Source organism: bacterium, assembly GCA_016716565.1.
Classification (GTDB): domain Bacteria; phylum Bacteroidota; class Ignavibacteria; order Ignavibacteriales; family Ignavibacteriaceae; genus IGN2.
The window spans coordinates 989,707-1,010,603 of sequence record JADJWC010000001.1 but is presented as its reverse complement, the minus strand read 5'-3'; the positions used below and the strand labels follow the sequence as shown (position 1 = coordinate 1,010,603).

Genomic DNA, 20,897 nt, shown 5'->3' with positions numbered 1-20,897 from the left:
TTATTATATCAGCAGAATATTGCTGATTGTTCATTATTCTTGTTTATTAAATTTTGATAAATATTAAAATCTTATTGATTTTATCAAATTAATTATTGATTTTAGGTACGAATTAATCAAGAAGTTAGGGCTGTGCTCTTTGTCCATCAACTACTGTCATTAAATATTATCTCCCAGCTGCTTAATGACTTTTTAATTACTAAACTGGCATAAATTACATTCATCTGAATATTGGTTGGCCATTTTAATCTCTCTTATGGAACTATAATTAACATATCATTATGACGTATAATTTGTTTAAGCTCTTTTTTGGTGGTTCAATTTTCAAATATTTTTAATTTAAGGAAGCTGATAATGAAGAATAAAACAATTCTTGTCTTAATCATTTTGATCGGGCTAGGCTCCAACATTTTTGGGCAGGAGAAATTTAGAAAAATGGCATACCTGGTTCAATCGGTAGGTTCTCAAATCTATACTCAAAATGGAGTAACAACTGATGTGCCTGCTGAATTGTTGGCATATAATATTGCCAATAATTATACTGGAGAAGATAGTTGCACAATTTATAATCCAACAGATGATTATCCACCTGGAGGCAATAGATTATGGGAATGAAAAGTGCGTTTTATGATGAAGGCACTTACTCATTCAAAGAAGATTATCTTGATACTGAGACTTACTCCATTATAATGATTAAACATTGTTTTGCTTCTCAATCAGATATTTGGTCTTATGGAGAGCCAAGTGATACAATAAATCGACCATATGACCAGACAATTTATAATTTTCAATGGTATGCAAGGAAGATTGCACGAAAGATGGAGCAATACCCGCAAAAATTCTTTGTGTGGTGGAATATACCTCCAATTGTTCCGACTGGGAATAATCCTGATGATGCGGCAAGATTAAGATGGTTTAATAAATGGATGGTTGATACGTTACAGACGGGACTTGATACACTGTATGGTGCTTTTCCTCCCAATGTATATATATGATTACTTTGAACTGGTTGACTCAGCTAATTTTCTTCCATTATCACTTTCTGATTCACCAACTGATTCACACCCCAATGAGGCTTGTACTGAACTTGTTGCTCCAGATTTTGTTCAGAAAGCTTTTAATGCTGCTATAAATTATGAATTGAGTGGAGTAACTTTCCAACTGACTGTCCCTATACAAGACGGCTGGAATCTAGTTTCTATACCAGGTTTACACCCCTTGAATCAAAATGTGAATACCTGGTGGATCAATAAAGATCCTTCTACCGATGTATTCAGGTATAATGGAATTTACCAGACTGTAACAGCAGTAGCTCCCGGATTGGGTTATATGATGAAACACAATAACTCGCAGGTTTATAATACCGGCGATGAATGGCCAGCTAGTGGTATACAAATAGTCCCTCACGATCCGATAGCTGGAACTGCAGGATGGAACTTATTTGGAGGATATGAGTTGAGTGTAACAGCAGCCAACGTAACAACAAATCCTCCGGGACTGCAAAGCAGCCCGATTTACAAATTTTCAGGTGGATATCAGATAGCAACGACGATAGATCCTGGATATGGATACTGGATAAATCTTACAGCGCCAGGACAGATAATTATACCGGAAACTCTGGAAAAGAATGGAAAATCAGCAGAATGGTTTCCCAATGATTGGGGCAGGTTAATAACGACAGATGCAGCTGGAAAGAGCTTTACACTTTACGCAGTAAACGGCAAAGTAAACCTCGACAACTATAAAATGCCGCCCACACCACCAACAGGAAATTTCGACATAAGATATAGTAGCGGAAGAATAGCAGAAGACATCAACAGTTCGGTAAAGGCGATAGATATGAGTGGGGTAACATATCCATTGACAGTAAGAGTAGAAGGAATGGATATCAGACTGTTGGATGAAAGCGGAAAAAGGATCAACACAAACCTGAAATCAGGTGAAGATGTAGTGATCAGTGACGCAACAATACAGAAGCTGATGGTAAGCGGCGAATTGTTACCGACAGTCTACTCATTAGAGCAGAACTATCCGAATCCATTCAACCCAAGTACGAAAATCAGTTGGCAGTCACCTGTAGGCAGTTGGCAATCATTAAAGATTTATGATGTGCTCGGTAATGAGGTCTCGACTTTTGTTGATGAATATAAGCCAGCCGGCAGTTATGAGGTTGAATGGGATGCGAGCGATTATCCAAGCGGCGTGTACTTCTATCAGCTTCGTGCTAAAAATTTTATTGAGACCAAGAAAATGATCCTCCTTCGTTAGCACTACGGCGGACAGGTTTTAATGAAGTAGAGGAATGTAATCTTATAAGATAATATTCCTGACGCGAAACAAAAGAGCTTCAATCATTGTCATTTAAGTATAGCTATAAATATTTTTATTAAGTATATTTTACCACATAAAAATTAAGATTGGAATATTTTAAACATTTTTTCCTACGTTTAATCATTCAAAAAGTAATAAATCATAGTGGCCTGTAATTTGTTTAAGCTCTTTTTTGGTGGTTCAATTTTCAAATATTTTTAATTTAAGGAAGCTGATAATGAAGAATAAAACAATTCTTGTCTTAATCATTTTGATCGGGCTAGGCTCCAACATTTTTGGGCAGGAGAAATTTAGAAAAATGGCATACCTGGTTCAATCGGTAGGTTCTCAAATCTATACTCAAAATGGAGTAACAACTGATGTGCCTGCTGAATTGTTGGCATATAATATTGCCAATAATTATACTGGAGAAGATAGTTGCACAATTTATAATCCAACAGATGATTATCCACCTGGAGGCAATAGATTATGGGAATGGAAAGGTGCGTTTTATGATGAAGGCACTTACTCATTCAAAGAAGATTATCTTGATACTGAGACTTACTCCATTATAATGATTAAACATTGTTTTGCTTCTCAATCAGATATTTGGTCTTATGGAGAGCCAAGTGATACAATAAATCGACCATATGACCAGACAATTTATAATTTTCAATGGTATGCAAGGAAGATTGCACGAAAGATGGAGCAATACCCGCAAAATTCTTTGTGTGGTGGAATATACCTCCAATTGTTCCGACTGGGAATAATCCTGATGATGCGGCAAGATTAAGATGGTTTAATAAATGGATGGTTGATACGTTACAGACGGGACTTGATACACTGTATGGTGCTTTTCCTCCCAATGTATATATATATGATTACTTTGAACTGGTTGACTCAGCTAATTTTCTTCCATTATCACTTTCTGATTCACCAACTGATTCACACCCCAATGAGGCTTGTACTGAACTTGTTGCTCCAGATTTTGTTCAGAAAGCTTTTAATGCTGCTATAAATTATGAGGTAGGGATCCCGACAGGTATACGGGAATCAATTTTGAAACCGAATAGTTATTCGCTTAATCAGAATTATCCAAATCCATTTAATCCAACCACTGAAATAAATTTTTCGCTGGCAAAATCAGGAAATATCTCATTAATAATTTACGATATTTCGGGTTCAGTCGTAGATACCCTGGTAGACGGATATATGAATGAAGGAAAACATTCAGTAATTTTTAATGCTGAGGGATTAAATTCAGGAGTATATTTTTACAGATTAAAAACTGATAACTTTACATCAACCCGAAAAATGATATTGATTAAATGACTCTCTTGCACAGATAAATATGATAATTCATATTTATCTGTGCTTCCTCAAAATGAAGTATAGAACAATTCCGGCATCAGCTGTCACCTTCCTTTGCTAATATGTCCGGTAATTAAATAAATACACGTGTAATTATTCATCCTGTTTACCAGTTAAACTCGCTGTATCCCCTCTTCCTTCAATGACATCGACTATTCTTTGGGAAAAATATGGTGCAACCGTTCCAGAGAATGTATTATTTGGATGTGAATCATCATCACTCTCCGCATAAGAATTTTTAAAAAATAATCCTCCCTCAACCTGCAATTCTCTAAAATCCCATAGGAAGATATTATCACCTTTAGTATCCCATTCATTTTTCACCCATGCTGAAAATTCGTTTGCTCGCTGAGCTTCTTCCTTATTAGTACGATTTTCCACCTGCGCGGTTGGAGTCCAGAGGATAAATTTTGTATCAGGAAATCCGAGAAGTTTTTTCTTCAAGGCCTCATATTGCAGTTTATAATTACCAAGAGTTCTACTTGCTGAATTAATATCCGGCTCTGAGTTATCTGCACCAATGTTACTAACAGGAAAGCAATGTTTAAATACTATTACATTATATTTCTTTGTTAATATTTCAAGAGTTGGTTCTTCTTTAAAAGGCTGATCACCGGCATTTTTAACCCAGATATTGTAATAATCAAAGGGATAATTACTCCATCCATAGGGGGATTTTTTAGGAAAGTCAGTTTCAATAATGTTATAATTTTTGTTTTGTTTTTCATTATAATCTTCGAACCATTTCTCAACATCACTGCTAAACCATCCTAATTTTCTTGCAATTTTTGACATCCCTCCATGCCAGATATAATTGCCCGTGCTGTGATGTAAAAAAATAATATTTACCTGATTTTCCATATTTGATTCCTCTGAATTTTTACAACTAATGAGAATAAATGAAAGTAAAATGCATAAAATAAGACCAGAATTTTTTATAAACATATTGTTATCCTTCTTCATTATTTAATATTATTAATACGACTATGCAATAATATTCTAGGACAGATAATACGTCCAAATATCAGTCATCACCAAAAGATTTATTAATTAAAGCGTGTGTATTCATAGACAGAAATTTGAATATTTTATATTATTATTACCTAAAAATAGTTATTAAGTCAATGTATGATTTTATGGATAAAAGTTAGAAAGGCTACTTTTTTAAAATACTCAGGCGCTGCGTTTTTTCCCAATCAAAATATTATCCAGTGCTTTAATGAAATACTTGAAATCTGTTTTCAAAGGATTTCTTTCATAAGCATCTAAGTATCTTTTTTCTGACTGCTCAATTTCTTCAATAGTCTTTGGCATATCAGCGTAATATGGGGGTAACAAACCAGGTTTAAAGGTTTTTCTTCGTTCCTGATGATCTTTTGAATACAAACTTAAATAATGGTTACTAATCGGGCGCACGCCTACAATTTTCAGATCACCTTTGAGCCAGTTAATTAACATTGGCAGTTCATCTATCCAGAGTTTCCTAAATAATCTTCCCCACGCCGGTACTCTAAAGTCATTCTTGAATTTACCACCAGTTTCAAGCTTGTTCTGATTATAAATGAAATCCTGTATAAACTCAGAATATGGGTACATTGTTCTAAGCTTATAAACATAAATTGGCTTTCCATTTTTACCAACACGCTTCATTTTAAAGATCGGGCTATAAAAGAATTTCTTATCCGGATTAAAGCTGCCATTTTTTGCAGCAGCAAAATAAACCACATCATCTACCACAACTAAGTCAAGAATTTTGAAACCGCAATAAACTAATCTTCCCAATCCTTCCGCTAGCGAGATTGCCCTATCTTTTTCTTTGCTGAATGTGAAATATATTTCTCTAGTAATCGGCAACTTGGGCATTACCCTCTTCCAAAGAAAGTCAAAGAAATAAAGCACATTTGCAAAATAAAATGAATATTTTTTTAAATATCTTCGATATCTGTAGTGATGTGGAAGTAATGCCCCAACAAAAACACCCTTATCTAATAAAGATTCCCTAACCTGCAGTAGATAATCATTAAGCTTGATCTGATCATTCAGAACATGTAGATTCACTAATAACTGAAAAAAGTCCTTTTTTTGATTTGATACATCAATAGGCTGGTCAGAATTGAGGATTAAAGTGCTTCTTGTATCAAATGTTTTTAAGTCAATTATGGTATCTAAAATAGAAAAAACATTTCCATAGTTTTTTAAGTAATCAAAGTCGATCTTCTTATAATCATCATTCGAATTAACTGCCTCAATGTCAGAAAAGCCGTATCTTCCATTACGATTTCTGCCATTTGACCGATTAACTGTATCATTCAGCTCATATGCTTTCAAAAAAACAACTGTTGCCTCATCACTCTTGTTCTTTATTTTTCTGGAAAATAAGATTATAGTAAGAAGTGAAGATACTAAAGCATAACCGGCGAGTGCTTTTACAAAATTGACAGCATTTGAAAATTCTAATTGTAAAAAATGATTGCGAGAATAGTTAAGAATATTATTCTTAAATAGAATTTCACCTGAAGTTCAAACGCATTCATTCTGCTGGTATAGACTTCGGCAGGTATAAATTTATGTGTGATCGCGGCAGAGACAATCCAGCTGAGATAAATAAGGACAAGTAAAAGTATTTCAGTTTTATTATCAAAAAACGGGGTCAGGTTTAATACGATTTCAAAATAGCAAAACAGACTTAAAACAATTCCATCAAGAAGTATGTATAAAAGAGGTAACTTAATATTCCTGATATAACTTCCCTTATTTTGCCTGTTATTGTGCATTAAAATGAAGTAAAACAATTCGATTGATAGGCCACTGAAAACTGCCGACAATATGTTTATTCTGGTTATGCGATTAACATCCTGAATAAAAAAGAAAATTATTAAAAATGAAAGGGTAATAAATGTGGAAGAATAAAGTGCTTTAAGAATTTGGTCGGGATTTTCCTTTCTGTTTAGCTTTAATTTTCCAGAGAAAGACGCACCGAAGAATGTAGAAATTAAAAGTAATAACAGGTTTATGAGATATCCATAATCAAAGTTAAATCTGATCTGAGAGATGGAATAAAATAAGGAAAACGACAGTGTATAGATTAGAAAATAAAACAGAACATTATAGTAATTCCCGAGGATTAAAAAAGTATTAAACTGCCTAAAAACTTTAGACCGTGGTTTACTTCCTCTAAAATCAACGAAATCTGTTTTAATGTCTAGTTCATCCCTCAAAAAAAGAGCCCTCAGTGATAAATTAGTTTATAAAGTGTAGCATTTACCATTAACCAGATTTGTACCGAGAAATATCTAATAAAATCAACTAAAAAAGCAATTTATGGATCATTTCTTATCTCATATTGGGTCTATGTTACAAAACAAAACAAGCAGAAAATAATTTATTCTTCTTGCTTTATTAAAAGCTTGATTACTTAATAGCTCAGTATAGCAACCAAATAGTAAGCTTTATTAAAATTTGTTAACAAAAAATTATATTAATTCAATGGAAGTAGCTGATTTATATTAAACAAAAAAATTAAAGATATTGAAAATTAGAGAACTCGTATCTTGTTGGTATAAATTTCGAAGTATTTAAGAAGCAATATAAAAGGAATTTTAAGAATGAAACTAACTATAGTTGCAGGGGCACGACCTAATTTTATTAAAATCGCACCAATCATAAAAGCAATTAATGATCATAAATTCAAGAAAAATGACATTCAATATCGACTTGTCCACACAGGACAACACTATGATGACAGTATGAGCAGAACATTTTTCGAAGAGCTTAATATTCCCGATCCGGATATAAATCTTGGATGCGGCGGAGGTACTCAGGCTGAACAGACTGCAGCTATTATGGTAGCATTTGAAAAAGAACTATTAACTAATTCATCTGATTTAGTTATTGTTGTAGGTGATGTGACCAGTACGATGGCTTGCAGTATAGTTGCAAAAAAACTAAATATAAAAGTTGCACATGTTGAAGCCGGGATTCGTTCTTATGATTTAACGATGCCGGAAGAAATTAACCGTATGGTTACTGATTGTCTTGCTGATTATTTTTTCACAACCACCAGATGGGCAGGATCCAATTTAGCAAAAGCCGGTATTGATAATAACCGGATTTTCTTTGTTGGCAATGTAATGATTGATTCATTACTAACAAATAAACATAGATTTAAAAAACCTTTATTATGGGATAAAATAAATCTCAAAGAAAAATCTTATTTCATCATTACGTTACATCGGCCTGCTAATGTAGATGAAGGGAAAAAACTTAAGAAATATATCAGTGAAATAGTAAATAATGTCCATGGATTACCTGTGATTTTTCCAATGCACCCAAGAACAGCAAAGATTTTTAATGATTTGAAAATTAGTGAACCAAATTTATTTATTACGGAACCTTTGAGCTATCTCGAGTTTAATTACCTGGTTGAAAGAGCAAAAGGTGTAATTACGGACTCCGGCGGTATCACAGAAGAGACAACTGTAATGGGTGTCCCCTGTTTTACTTTAAGAAATAATACTGAAAGACCGGAGACAGTTGAGCAGGGAACTAATGAATTAATAGGTACTGATCCATCCGCAATTAAGCCTGCACTAGAAAAACTTTTTCAGGGAAAATGGAAGAGAGGAACTGTTCCCGAATTATGGGATGGATGTGCTTCTCAAAGAATCGTTTCACATTTAATTGAGATATTTAATTAAGCATCTGCATGTGTCTGTTTGTAAAATAAACTCACCTATACCAAGTTAAGTGACTTTTTATTTGATATAAAGAAAAGTAACTTTCTAACCCAAGAAATGAAAAATTGTTTATGTGGAGTTAATTTCTTGTAATCATCCCTTCCAAACTCCTGTTGTCGCATTCATTTCCCCTTATTGAGAAAAAAAAGTAATTATTACCTGATTTGCAGAATTTTCTGAAGCCCGATTTCGAAAAGAGTAAAATAATATTGTTTCTTGAGGGCATATTTTTTGTTTAATTATTGAAAATTATTAAATAATAGCAAATGAGATGAAACGCTTGTACTCATTCAAACTTTTATTCAGCACATTAACACTTGACCAACTCTGGAACAAGATATTCTTCTTTTTAATTCTCGTTTATTCTGCGGTTTATGCTTTTTTATAATTGTAATTGACATAAGCCATTATCAAAGCTATTAACTCTTAAACAAACTGGATATATAGTAGAAACATAAAAACCAGAGGAATTATATAGGTTTATTGTTAATAGATACAAAATAGAAAATTTATTGTTGATGCCAATCAGGAGATGAACATATGAAAGCAATACTACTAAGCACTCTTCTTTATTTTGCAATTAACCAACTTGATGGCGATGCCATTGCACAGACAATCTGGTATGTAGATAAAGATGCCATAGGTGCAAATACTGGAAGAAGCTGGACTGATGCGTGGACGTCTATATCCGATTCTCAGCACGTTTCAGACGGTATTAACTTTGACATACTGCAAGGTGGTGATACTGTTTATGTTTCTAATGGCGATTATCGTGGAGAAGCAGGTGCATACGCACATAGGATATATCCGGCATTTGAGGTTTATGGACTGGATGGTATTGTTTATGATTCGGAAGTTGTAATAGCCCCCGCTTGGCACACAGGACATAATGGTGATGTTAATATTCTTCCGTATAATAATGATACACAATGGATTTTACAGATTGCCAATATAACCAATCTTAAACTTACAGGCTTTAATTGCACTGATGACAGAACAACTAGTGGTCTAATGTTTTATCTCGGAGGTTCTGGTGCTGATGGTCGTTATTACAGAGACAGTATGATTATAATGGATAATTGGAATATAATAGGCAATGGGCGTAATGGTATGTTTTATTTAGAGGGCAATACTATTAAGGTAACAAATTCTCACATAGAACAGCCTGAGAATGACCTTGACAATAATACAGACCCCTTTGGCATAGCAGGTGGTTTAGGCGGACATACTATTGATGGCAATACCATTATAATGAGAAATGGCAGTATGACAACAGATGCACACAGAGATGGAATACAAATATCTGATTTAGGTTTTCCTGGAAATACTGATTTTTCAAGACGAAGATTTACGATTTCAAATAACTTAATTATAGATACGAATCCAAACGGAGTGATGTGGAATAACTTAATCTACAATCATCAGAACGCAGAAGACCCCCCGATGGAGATTCTGATTTACAATAACATACTTGTTCATAGGAAGCAATATACTGGCATAGGTGCAATAGGTTTGGGCAGAGCAAGTTTAGACCCTGCTATAACAGCGAGAGTATTTAATAACACAATAATTATCAAAGGTAGAAATCCGGGCTTGTTTACAATTTGGGGTGCGGATAGTATGTTCTTTGCAAATAATCTATGCGTGGTTGATACAAATATTAACGGACATCTTAATATCAATGCCCCAACTGTTATCGGATATTGTGATTATAATTTATATGCCGAGTATGGTGGTTATGAAGATTATCTTGCTACTTACGGCGTGGTCAGAACTTTTGAGGCTTGGCAAGGGTTAGGTTATGATGTAAATAGTGATACAGCAAATTCTAATCTTATTGTATTCACTAATAAATATGGACTTGATAAAGCAGATTACTACACAACGGCAGGCAGGGATATGGGAGTTGATTTGTCTACCGAATATCCGTTTTTAGCTTATGATATTTTAGGAAATCCACGAACAGGTGCGTGGGATATTGGCGCTCTGGAATATACCGAAAGTCAATCTAATAATGTCAGAGTTAGAGGCAAGGTATATCTTCAAGGACCATTCAATAATAATCTTATGTCAACGAATTTAACTCAAGGTTCATTCCTACCGAATTCACAACCTTATAATCAGCCTCCTTGGAATTATAATGGTAATGAAAGTTTTAGCTCCGGTCCAAACTCTGCGATGGTAGATTGGGTATTAGTCGAATTAAGAAACGCAGCAAATCCATCTCAAATTATCTCCAGTCGCGCAGCTATTCTAAAAAATGATGGACTTTTATTAGAACCAAATGGCAGCGAAGGAGTATTCTTTACGAATGTCGATCCTGGTTCTTATTATATAGCAATACACCACAGGAACCATCTTGCAATAATGTCAGCAGCACCAGTTGAATTATCACTAACATCAGCTTTATACGATTTTACAAATGCAATGAATAAAGCATATGGTCAAAACCCAATGGTTGAATTAGGTACAGGAAAATATGGAATGGTTGCGACAGACGGTAATGCTGATGGAGTCGTCAATACATCTGACAGAGATAATGTATGGTTAATCCAGAATGGTAATATGGGTTATCTCGAAGGTGATTTTAATATGAACAGTGGAGTTACGATTCACGATGTTAATCAGCTTTGGAATATCAATAATGGTAAAACAACACAAGTACCGTAAGTAAAAATAAATGATGGAAGATGGTTGATGGAAGATGGGAGACGGATGATGAAAGATGTTGAGCGGAGAGAAAGATGTTAAGTAAAGAAATAAATTCATTTTAAAAAATAGAATTTTTATTAAATAAAATATAAGGAGTCATAATTACTGGTAGGATTTAAGCTATGCTATTTAAGTTCGGCAAATTCAACAACAAGCCGATGTATTATTAACGAGAGTTCGGTTAAAACCGGAATATGATGCAAACTCTTTTTTGTAATGGAGAGAAATATGAAGCTGTTTAGTTTCCTTCTGGGAGTATTATTATTATGGAATGCTTGTTCAGTAGAACCGGCAACTATTAATGGCAGATTTGTGATTGTAAGTGCTGATGCTTCAAAGACCACAGTTCTTCTACAAATTAACACCGACGCCGGTAATGCTGAGCTTGGCGGTGCGACAATTGTATTTGATTTTAATACCTCAGCTATATCCATTAATGAAAATCCAATTCAAGATGTTGATTACACCTTCCATAATTTTAGCGGCGGAAACTATTCTACTGCTACTATAACACGACCTATGGAGAATACAATTTGGGTTAACATTGATCTTCCATTCACTAACAGTAATAACGGAACAACTGTGTCAACAACACCTGAATGGACAAATATCGTAACTATTCATTTTAACACCGTGGATTTGAATGAAACTCAGGATTTAACCTGGCTTACTAACAGCTTGTTCTGGGGAATTTTTGATGATGACAATTCGACTCTTTGGGAAAATGGTGTATTTGAAGATTATCCAACCTCAGTTGAACCAAATCCAGACTTCCCAAATGCTTTTCTGCTGGAACAGAACTATCCGAATCCTTTCAATCCATCGACTAAAATAAAATTTGAGATTCCGGGTCAATCCGCCTCAGGCGGACGGAATGACAATGTCCTGGTCACATTAAAGGTTTATGATATTCTGGGAAATGAGGTCGCAACATTGGTTAATGAAGATAAAACACCCGGGGTCTATGAAGTTGAATTCGCAGCCGCTAATCTGGCATCAGGAATATATATTTATCGCCTGCAAAGTTCAGAGTTTTCTGACACCAAGAAAATGATTTTATTACGATGAGAAATTAAAATTAATGTAGTGCGAGATTCATCCCGTCAACTTTGTTTTTAAATATTTTTAAAAACCTCTACGCGAAATAAATTTCCTGATAAAAATCACAAATACTCTATTTTAAAACTTTCATTTTCTTTTATGCTTCCACTGGCCTGCTTGGGTAGAAATCCCGCTGTTACCAGGTAATATATTCGGTTCCATTTGTAAAGACGCATCGCGATGCGTCTCTACGTGGAATAAATTTCGCGACACAAATTATAAAAACTCCATTTTAAAACTTTCTTTTTCTTTTGTGCTGGAATAAAGCTATTCGAATCCATTTAATCCTTCAACTAAAATAAAATTTACTGTTCCAAATGTCATTGCGAGCGGAGCGCAGCAATCTCAATATGTTACCCTAAAAGTTTATGACATTTTAAGAAATGAGGTAACAACATTAGTCAATGAAGAGAAAGCACCGGAAACGTATGAAGTAGAATTTTCTACACACAACGAAATATCAAATCTTTCTTCAGGGATATACATTTACAGGATTGAGAGTGCTGATCCTTCGACAAGCTCCCATAATGGGCAGGCAGTACAGAGTTTTGTAGATACTAAGAAGATGGTTTTGCTTAAGTAACAAGATCCAGAATAAATTAAATTCTACTGTGTATTACTCCCCTGTTATTATATTCTAACATCATTCCTTTTTTTAATCATCATATTTTGCCAACTTACTTTTTATACCATTATAACTGTTGTTGTTCAAGATTTTCAGCTTATTAACCCACTCCGCCTTTGGCGGATCGCCGGAATGACACCCCTGCAGAACTTTAAGTGATACGTGAATATTGAAAGTGTCCTCCTGATGAATTTTCGAAAAAAGTTGCTCCATCTTTTTATTGTCGGACATTATCGTCGTCCGTCATAAGAAATAACATCACACACCGCTTTTTTAATTCATATTCGTAGAAACAATCATGGTATTTGAATTGAATAAATCTACCACCAATAATTATTCGATGATTGAGTTTAAAAAATACTAAAGATAAAAATTTAGCTAAATAACTCAAGTTGATCACTTAGTTCTTAAGGTATTGAAAAACCGATGTCCAAAGGACTCCAATGGAGAAACGGTTATAAACCATTAGTCTTTAGATAATTAACCCACGACTTAAGTCGTGGGTTAATTAGAAATATGTAAAACAATAAACCGTTTTAACGGTTTAAAAAAATATGCAGTCCATATGAGTGAATAATCAAGATTATCTGATTGGAAAAGAGTACTAAGGAATGGCTGTTAAAATCCGGTATTGATAGATACGATACCGAATTACTTTAATAATGAGCCGGGGTAAAATCTGAAATGGTGTTAACTCTTTTAACGGTGGAGTGAAATATGAAACAATTTATTCTGCTTTTAGGTGTCTTACTTTTCTTTTCTCATTCATCTTTACAATCAACAACAATTAATGGACGATTCACAGTTGTAAATATGTCTGCTTCTGAATTAACAATTCTTCTTCAGGTAAATACAGATACTGGTACAGATGATCTAGGTGGCGCAACAATTACTTTTAGCTTTGATACCACTGCTGTTGCAATAGGAGATAATCTTATCAAAAACGTGGATTATTTTTTTCACAACTTTTGTGATGGGAATTATTCGCCAGCTACAATTACAAAGCCGATGAGAAATCAATTATGGGTAAATATAGATTTACCGTTTATTAACAATAATAACGGAACAGTTGTAACTGCCAGCCCGGGATGGACTGATGTTGTTACTATTCATTTTGATATTGTTGATCCAAACGGAGCTGCACATTTAGACTGGCAGACCACAAGTCCATTCTGGGGTATATATGACGCAGATAATTCAACACTCTGGCAGACCGGAGAATTCACTGATTTATTTGGTCCTCTTCCGGTTGAACTTGTTTCATTCAGTGCTACTTTACTCTCTAACCAAAATGTTTTGCTCGAATGGAAAACTGCTTCATCCCTGAATAATAGCGGATTTGAAATTCAGAGGGCTTCGTCTATGACTACGCCCGTCCATGAATGGGAGGTAATCGGTTTTGTTGAAAGTTATGGAAATCCGAATTCATTAGTCGAATATAGTTTTACAGATATTACGCAGCACAGATTTCCAGTAGTTCAATACAGGCTGAAGATGATTGATAATGATGGTTCATTTCAATATTCACAAATAATTGAGATTAATACAGCTCCAACTAATTATGAACTATCCCAGAATTATCCCAATCCTTTCAATCCTAATACAGTAATTAGTTATAAGTTACCAGTAACTGGTAATGTCACATTGAAAGTTTATGATATTCTTGGAAATGAAGTTGGAACATTGGTTAATGAAAATAAAGAGCCGGGAACTTATGAAGTGGAATTCCAATCAAACAATCTTACGTCGGGTGTTTACATTTATCAGTTAAATTCATCTGAATTTGTTCAAACGAAAAAGATGTTGCTGCTACGATAACTGTCTTGTAATTCCGAAAATGATTGATGTGAGTTCTGCACCTTCGGGCATGGAGATATTGAAGAACTAAACCAGATGATTTAATCATTGAACAACAATAAAATTTTCCTTCACCCCGTCCCTCTCCCCAAGGGAGAGGGTGATCAATATGACCGGTGAAGTTCATCCGTAGGTCAGGTCTCCAGACCTGAAATCGCAATCGCAGTATTTTCTATCGATTGCTTGTCTCTACTCTGTTAAACAGAAACGAAAAAGCAGACGATTATGTCGAAACAAAAAAGATGATTCTTTTGAGTCAAATAAAAACCGGTAAAAGCTAATCTTAATTTTCTGTTGAGAAGGGTTTAAAGGAAGTAGTTGTTACTAACCTGTCATTCCCGCGAACCTGCCTGCTGTAGGCAGGAGCGGGAATCTATTTTCTTTAAAATGCTTTTTAAAGTTCACTTTTTTACTATAAACTACTAATATATTTCGTAATTACAGGACTTTTAAATATTGGAATAGTTTTTATTTTCTATAATTATTCTGCCTCAACCGGGATAATTATTAAAAATATTCTATTCGAAGTTATGAGGGGAAGGAAATTTTTTTTGACAGATCTGGTATTCGGAAAGAATTATGATTAGAACATCATTAATAAAATTAAAGGCACGGATTGGAATTCCCGTGCCGTTATTTGTTAGAGGATAATTAACTGTTAAAGAATGTATTGGAGTAGTTAACTGAATTTCTATCCGCATCCAACGTCAGAAGTGTCAGAAATACTTTCCTGTTCTGATATTGTGAAATTAACTGTGAAGTCTGATCAAAGAAATCCAGAGCAAAGTCCAGTCCGGTGTCAAGTACAAGCGGCTGTTCATCGAAAATCAAACGGAAGAACAGATGATCTGCACTTTCTTCAGATATTGGATTTGACAGATAAATAACACCAACCAACTGAAAATAGAGTTCTACGGTGGTATCTATACCAGAGTTTGCAGTTACACCATTTATAGTTACCCGAAGTCGATTCTCATCAAGTTCGATAGAATTAGTCTGCATCGAAAATCCGATATCCGGAACTAACTTAACCTGATTACTTACCAAATCAGATTGAACAGAAGTGTAGTTTGCTTTAACAATCTGATTGTATGGAGATAAGTCAGCAGGTGTTACAGATTTCCATAATGATTTAAGGTTATAGATAGAATTAATGGGTCTGGCAAGACGCGTAGCCATTGCAAACCGTTTCCTTCTTGCAATAGATTTTTCATCCTTACCTGGTATAAATGAGAGTGGTTTCGTACCCACATAATTTTTTCCATTCTTTGTGCGGAATAGTACATCACCAACCGCACCGCTGACAGTGCCGAGCACTTTTTTTCTTAAGTTTGCCATGATAGCATTTCCTTTCGATTTAATTAAATTTTTAAAGCATTTTTTACTTTTAGTAATGATTCTGAGTCTTTCCTGATACTTATGATCTGTTAGCAAGGATAGTTTTCAAATCATAAATATGTTTTTATACAAATGATGTCATAAAAACAGGATTTAAGTAAAATTCCGGTACCGACCCAGGATAGTTTTAGGGGGTTTAAATCCGGGGGAGAGCGAGGTTTAAGTGCTTTTATTTTTATTAATAAGGGAAGAATAATCCTGCGATTCTTCCGGTATGCTGAACGGTTCGCAACCGATAATAAAGCGAGAATCAACCGGAATACAACCGAAAGCAAACCGCAAGATAGCAGGGTTTCAATTTCAAATATTTTTATCAGCTCAATCATATTCTTCGATTTTTTATCTTCAACTGCCTTTAAATACTACACAACCGGCAATTTTGTGTAATGAATTTTTTTTTAATTAAATAACAAGATCCCCGATCTTGATAGTATTAATATTCAGAAAGGTAATTAATTGAATGAATTTTATATTTTGATAATCCAGGATGAACAGAAAGCAGATAATAGATGTCAGTACTACAATATAACAGAAACAAATTCCGGGAAACGGATTATTGATATCGCGTAAAAATGAAATCTATAATGCTTTTGAAAAAGCTTTAAATGAGAAAAAATTTGCGGATTGGACAAAACAGGCAGATATACTCCTAAAGTTTTCTGCTAACGGCATTTGTGTCAGTCATCTTGGACCGGAAGACATTGTAAGCAACATAATTAAATCGGTACTTGACGGGACAAGAACATGGGATATGGATAAAGTAAGCAGCATTGATGCTTATATGATGACAGCCATAAAAAGTGAAGTCTGGAATGCAAAACAAAAATCTAAAAGAAGCAGTTCAATAGATGATTTAATGCATCATGATATAGAAGAAGATGCTAAAAATGAATTAACACCTGAAATAGAAGATAAAAAAGCAATTGATTTAGCCAGGCATTTAGAAAATAAAAATCTTTTTGAACTCTGTTACAATGCGCTGGAAGAGAATGAGGATCATCAACTTGTATTTTTAGCGATGAAAGATTTCGGTTACAGTGACAACAAAGGAATTGCAGAATATTACGGATTGCCTGTTGAAAAGGTAGTTTATATAAAAAGAGAGATACTGAAAAAATTATATTCAATCATTTCCAGATACAAATACAACTAAAATATACTAATAAATATACTTGGTGCTTTATGAAAGAAGGGACGACTCTAATTGAGTTTTTGCTGCAATCAGCAGATGGCGGCAGCGAACTTACAGAAGAGTACATAGAAAATACGGGGATAGATATACAGGGGAAAAACGAGGAATTATCAGAATACATCAAAAAAAAGAAAGCAGAATACAGACTTGAGCGCGGAAGAAAGCTTAAAGAAAAACTTGCCGGATTTAAATCTAATTTAACATCTGAATACAATACGGCTATCAATAGACAGGAATTAATATTAGCATACCGTAACCTGGAAGGTGTGGATGAAAAAGATATTAAGGAAATTGAAGAAGACACACAGCTTCTGAAAGAATTGGAAGATTTTATTAATAATGAAAAATAGCAGACCTGCTGAACTGGCATCTCAATTAATAAACAGATACTGTATTGAACATCCCGGACAATTAAATGTTGAAGAACTTGCATTTGCAGAGAATCTTGCGATCAAAGAATCCAAGTCAAATAATTTTTACGGACGTTTGATACATAATTCAAATGCAGGAATAATCTCTATAAGTAAAAGTATAACAGACTATGGTTCGAAGCGATTTACTGTTGCGCATGAAATAGGACATTATTTTAATGAACGGAATGATAAAATTACAAATGCCTCTGGGGCTGATAATAACTACAGAAATCTGTTCAGATGCGCAGAGAATGATATTAACAGCGTAAATAAAATAAAAGCGCGTGAATCCGATGCAAACGAATTTGCCGCAGAACTGCTTATGCATCGCCCGTGGTTCAATGATTTTATTATTAAGCGCAGAATTGATTTTGAATTAATAAAAGAACTGGCGGAATATTTTAATGTTTCATTATCCGCTGCTGCTTTGCGTTATATAAATATCGGTAAATACCCGGCTGCTGTTATTTACAGCAGGGATGGGATTGTAAAATGGAGCGCCTTCCACGAATATTTTCCGCTGAAATTTTTATCACCCGGTTATAAAGTCAGAGAAGAGACTGCTGTTAGTGATTTTTTTTTAGACAGGACAATGCAGACATGTGCCGATCTGATCCCCGCTTATGTTTGGTTTGCAGAAGATTATAAATGTAAGTCGGGTACGTATTTCTATGAGCAAAGTGTAGCAATGCCCGGTTACAATGCAGTACTTACGTTGTTATGGGAGAGTGAGTTTGAATAGTGAATAGTAATCAGTAATTAGTAATTTGTAAGTAGTAAATAGTAAGCAGTTAGAAGCAAGTATTGAGATGTAGGATGTATGATGGAAGATGGGAGACGGAAGACGTTAGATGGAAAATGATGAGCGAAATGAAATGCGTCTCTGGCTGAGAAGATGGCAGAAGTTGGATAGGAAATGAAAGATGTAGGATGTATGATGGGAGATGGAAGATGGTAGAAGTGAATTAATAACCTATTTATAGATTGATTCATTTGATTATGGCCCGGGGAAGAGAAATATTAAACATTTGAAACCGAAATAAATTCAGTTTAAACTGTCCATCCGAGAACAGGCGCAAAAATAAAATTCAGTATTCCATTGATTGGAATGAAACAGAGTGTAGCTGTAAAATTACACGTGTATGATTTACTTGGCAACCAAATTGCAACTTTAGATGATGAGGTAAAAGAACAGGGAATTTATGAAGTTAAATTTTCAGCCGATGGTTTGGCCTCTGGAATATACATTTATCAGCTTTTCACTGCTGAGTTTGTTGAAACGAGAAAGATGGTACTGTTATGATAGAATATTTATTTCTTGTCATTATGAGTTAGTAATATTTAGTAATCTTTGCTATTAGAATTTAAAGAGAGAAAATTAGTTTTTCCGACCATTTCCCAGAATACGCTCAAGCATATTTAATAATTCTTATTCTTTAGAGAATTATGCCCCATTTTGAAAATGGCACAAAGTTAAAAATTTAAAAATGGGACAAAAATACCTCTCTTATTTGGCAGGATAATTGACTTTTGACCTCTAATTCTCAAGATTGTAACTCGTATGAAAAAATTTAATCTTATCTTTTTTTGGATTCTAATTACTATTTCTGCTGTTTATTCTCATAATTTTTGGGAAAAAACAAATGACCTGGATGGTTTTCCAATTTATTCACTTGCGATGAATTCTGATGGAGAAATTTTCGCTGGAAGTGACACTAGCTTTGGTTTATGGCGATCTACAGACAATGGTGTTAATTGGGTAAATCTAAATTTGGTGAATTTAAAAACTAATGGCATTGCAATTAAACCTAGCGGTGAAATTTTTTTGATTACCATAGATCATAATCAGGGCGGAGGTGTATTCCGCTCGACGGATAACGGAAGTAATTGGACTCAATCGGGATTTTTTATGGCAGGATCTTCAATTGCCATAAATCCCGGAGGAGATATTTTTGTCGGAACTTTATCTTCTGGTGTATATCGCTCAACTGATGATGGAAATAACTGGGGACCAATAAATTCTGGTTTATCTAACAACGACGGTTTGCATCCAACATCACTTTTAATAAATTCTTTAGGACATATTTTTACTGGAACTATTTTTGGCGGCGTATTTCGATCAACTGATAATGGAGATAACTGGGTTCCCGTTAACTTAGGCTTAACAACAACCTATATTCAGTCACTTGCTGTAAATGCGAATGGTCATATTTTTACCGGGACTTCCGGCGGTGGTGTGTATCGATCAACAGATAACGGTGAAAATTGGGTTCAAATCAATTCAGGGTTAGCTGGTGAAGCCCTTTATGTCTCTGCGATTGAGATAAACCAAAGTGGAGATGTTTTTATTGGAACTGCTGGTGGAATATTTCGATCTACGGATAACGGAGAAAACTGGATTGATATAACTGCTGGTTTAACAAATGATGATGTTCGTTCACTCACTATAAATACAAATGGAGATATCTTTGCAGGAACACAAGATGGTGTTTTCCGGACTATCCCTTCAGCAAATATGAAAATATTCCTGCAAGGTCCTTATGTCTCGGCTACCGGCACGATGAACACAACATTAAACACGAATGGATACATTCCACTGGCACAGCCATATAATACAGCGCCGTGGAATTATACTGGAACAGAATCAGTGGATACTATTCCTGCAGGAGTTGTTGATTGGATCCTGCTTGAGCTAAGAAGCGATTTAACAACACAGGTATCACGAAGAGCGGCATTTTTATTAAACAATGGAAGCGTTGTTGACCTTGATGGTGTAAGTAATGTAAAATTCCCGGGTGTTGCACCGGGAGATTATTATACTGTTATACGCCACCGGAACCATCTGGCAGTTATGACGGCAAATCCTGTTACATTATCTTTCAGCCCTGTTTTATATGACTTTAGTACTGCACAAACACAGGCGTATGGAACTGTGCCATTAGCGGATCTAGGAAGTGGTAGATTTGGATTGATTGCTGGTGATGGAAATGCAAATGGCGGAATAAACATAGCTGATAGAAACTTAGTGTGGAGAATTCAGAATGGGACATTAGGTTATTTAACAGGAGACTTTGATCTAAGTTCTGGTGTCAATATAGCAGATAGAAATTTGAAATGGAGAGTTAATAACGGTAAATTAACTCAAGTACCAAATTAATAGTATTAACGACTGGAGATTTTCA

Annotated in this window: 19 protein-coding genes; 14 read left to right on the top strand and 5 right to left on the bottom strand. The window is 34.7% G+C overall.

All coding sequences use genetic code 11. The features are described 5' to 3' along the window. The first annotated feature begins 354 nt into the window (after positions 1 to 354). The 5 genes from IPM14_04325 to IPM14_04305 all read left to right on the top strand — a co-directional run bounded on the left by IPM14_04325 (position 355) and on the right by IPM14_04305 (position 3,642). Positions 355 to 615: a hypothetical protein gene (locus IPM14_04325; GenBank protein MBK9097346.1), complete on the top strand. Its 261-nt coding sequence runs from the start codon at positions 355 to 357 to the stop codon at positions 613 to 615. Then, a complete protein-coding gene (locus IPM14_04320) occupies positions 612 to 995 on the top strand; it encodes a hypothetical protein (protein MBK9097345.1) in 384 nt (127 codons plus the stop codon). The genes IPM14_04325 and IPM14_04320 overlap by 4 nt, the downstream gene beginning before the upstream one ends. Continuing rightward, positions 982 to 2,268: a T9SS type A sorting domain-containing protein gene (locus tag IPM14_04315; GenBank protein MBK9097344.1), complete on the top strand. Its 1,287-nt coding sequence runs from the start codon at positions 982 to 984 to the stop codon at positions 2,266 to 2,268. Before IPM14_04320 ends, IPM14_04315 begins: the two co-directional genes overlap by 14 nt. 280 nt (positions 2,269 to 2,548) lie before the next feature. Beyond that, a complete protein-coding gene (locus IPM14_04310) occupies positions 2,549 to 3,103 on the top strand; it encodes a hypothetical protein (protein ID MBK9097343.1) in 555 nt (184 codons plus the stop codon). Then, complete coding sequence (locus tag IPM14_04305) at positions 3,040 to 3,642, top strand: T9SS type A sorting domain-containing protein (protein MBK9097342.1); 603 nt, start codon at positions 3,040 to 3,042, stop codon at positions 3,640 to 3,642. The genes IPM14_04310 and IPM14_04305 overlap by 64 nt, the downstream gene beginning before the upstream one ends. Before the next feature lie 132 nt (positions 3,643 to 3,774). On the opposite strand, the gene IPM14_04300 is transcribed toward IPM14_04305, so the two are convergent. The 3 genes from IPM14_04300 to IPM14_04290 form a co-directional block, all read right to left on the bottom strand. Then, a complete protein-coding gene (locus IPM14_04300; GenBank protein MBK9097341.1) occupies positions 3,775 to 4,626 on the bottom strand; it encodes a hypothetical protein in 852 nt (283 codons plus the stop codon). A gap of 228 nt (positions 4,627 to 4,854) precedes the next feature. Continuing rightward, positions 4,855 to 6,009: a sugar transferase gene (locus tag IPM14_04295; protein MBK9097340.1), complete on the bottom strand. Its 1,155-nt coding sequence runs from the start codon at positions 6,007 to 6,009 to the stop codon at positions 4,855 to 4,857. A 125-nt stretch (positions 6,010 to 6,134) separates the two neighbouring features. Next, positions 6,135 to 6,899 carry a hypothetical protein gene (locus tag IPM14_04290; GenBank protein ID MBK9097339.1) on the bottom strand — a complete coding sequence of 255 codons (765 nt, stop codon included), beginning with the start codon at positions 6,897 to 6,899 and terminating at the stop codon, positions 6,135 to 6,137. Positions 6,900 to 7,286: 387 nt separating this feature from the next. Here IPM14_04290 and wecB point away from each other — a divergent pair, with 387 nt between their 5' ends. The 3 genes from wecB to IPM14_04275 all read left to right on the top strand — a co-directional run bounded on the left by wecB (position 7,287) and on the right by IPM14_04275 (position 12,197). After that, complete coding sequence (gene wecB / locus IPM14_04285; protein ID MBK9097338.1) at positions 7,287 to 8,378, top strand: UDP-N-acetylglucosamine 2-epimerase (non-hydrolyzing); 1,092 nt, start codon at positions 7,287 to 7,289, stop codon at positions 8,376 to 8,378. 579 nt (positions 8,379 to 8,957) lie between these two features. Then, positions 8,958 to 11,087: a hypothetical protein gene (locus tag IPM14_04280; protein ID MBK9097337.1), complete on the top strand. Its 2,130-nt coding sequence runs from the start codon at positions 8,958 to 8,960 to the stop codon at positions 11,085 to 11,087. 561 nt (positions 11,088 to 11,648) lie between these two features. Beyond that, on the top strand, positions 11,649 to 12,197 hold the full coding sequence (locus IPM14_04275) for a T9SS type A sorting domain-containing protein (protein ID MBK9097336.1): 549 nt from the start codon (positions 11,649 to 11,651) through the stop codon (positions 12,195 to 12,197). Between the two features lie 688 nt (positions 12,198 to 12,885). Here IPM14_04275 and IPM14_04270 read toward each other — a convergent pair. Beyond that, entirely contained in the window at positions 12,886 to 13,086 is a 201-nt protein-coding gene (locus IPM14_04270; GenBank protein MBK9097335.1) for a hypothetical protein, read from the bottom strand. Positions 13,087 to 14,217: 1,131 nt separating this feature from the next. On the opposite strand from IPM14_04270, the gene IPM14_04265 reads away from it, so the two are divergent. Beyond that, entirely contained in the window at positions 14,218 to 14,673 is a 456-nt protein-coding gene (locus tag IPM14_04265; GenBank protein MBK9097334.1) for a T9SS type A sorting domain-containing protein, read from the top strand. A gap of 690 nt (positions 14,674 to 15,363) precedes the next feature. Here the strand turns inward: IPM14_04265 and IPM14_04260 are convergent. Then, on the bottom strand, positions 15,364 to 16,050 hold the full coding sequence (locus IPM14_04260; protein ID MBK9097333.1) for a hypothetical protein: 687 nt from the start codon (positions 16,048 to 16,050) through the stop codon (positions 15,364 to 15,366). A gap of 616 nt (positions 16,051 to 16,666) precedes the next feature. Here IPM14_04260 and IPM14_04255 point away from each other — a divergent pair. The 5 genes from IPM14_04255 (at position 16,667) to IPM14_04235 (ending at position 20,872) form a co-directional block, all read left to right on the top strand. Continuing rightward, positions 16,667 to 17,263, top strand: coding sequence for a hypothetical protein (locus IPM14_04255; protein ID MBK9097332.1), 597 nt, complete (start codon positions 16,667 to 16,669; stop codon positions 17,261 to 17,263). A gap of 29 nt (positions 17,264 to 17,292) precedes the next feature. Beyond that, the gene (locus IPM14_04250; GenBank protein MBK9097331.1) at positions 17,293 to 17,652 is read left to right on the top strand and encodes a hypothetical protein; all 360 of its coding nucleotides are present in this window, start codon (positions 17,293 to 17,295) and stop codon (positions 17,650 to 17,652) included. Then, positions 17,642 to 18,457, top strand: coding sequence for an ImmA/IrrE family metallo-endopeptidase (locus tag IPM14_04245; GenBank protein ID MBK9097330.1), 816 nt, complete (start codon positions 17,642 to 17,644; stop codon positions 18,455 to 18,457). Before IPM14_04250 ends, IPM14_04245 begins: the two co-directional genes overlap by 11 nt. A gap of 366 nt (positions 18,458 to 18,823) precedes the next feature. Further along, positions 18,824 to 19,018 carry a T9SS type A sorting domain-containing protein gene (locus IPM14_04240; protein ID MBK9097329.1) on the top strand — a complete coding sequence of 65 codons (195 nt, stop codon included), beginning with the start codon at positions 18,824 to 18,826 and terminating at the stop codon, positions 19,016 to 19,018. A 258-nt stretch (positions 19,019 to 19,276) separates the two neighbouring features. Then, positions 19,277 to 20,872 carry a hypothetical protein gene (locus IPM14_04235; protein MBK9097328.1) on the top strand — a complete coding sequence of 532 codons (1,596 nt, stop codon included), beginning with the start codon at positions 19,277 to 19,279 and terminating at the stop codon, positions 20,870 to 20,872. Positions 20,873 to 20,897 lie beyond the last annotated feature (25 nt).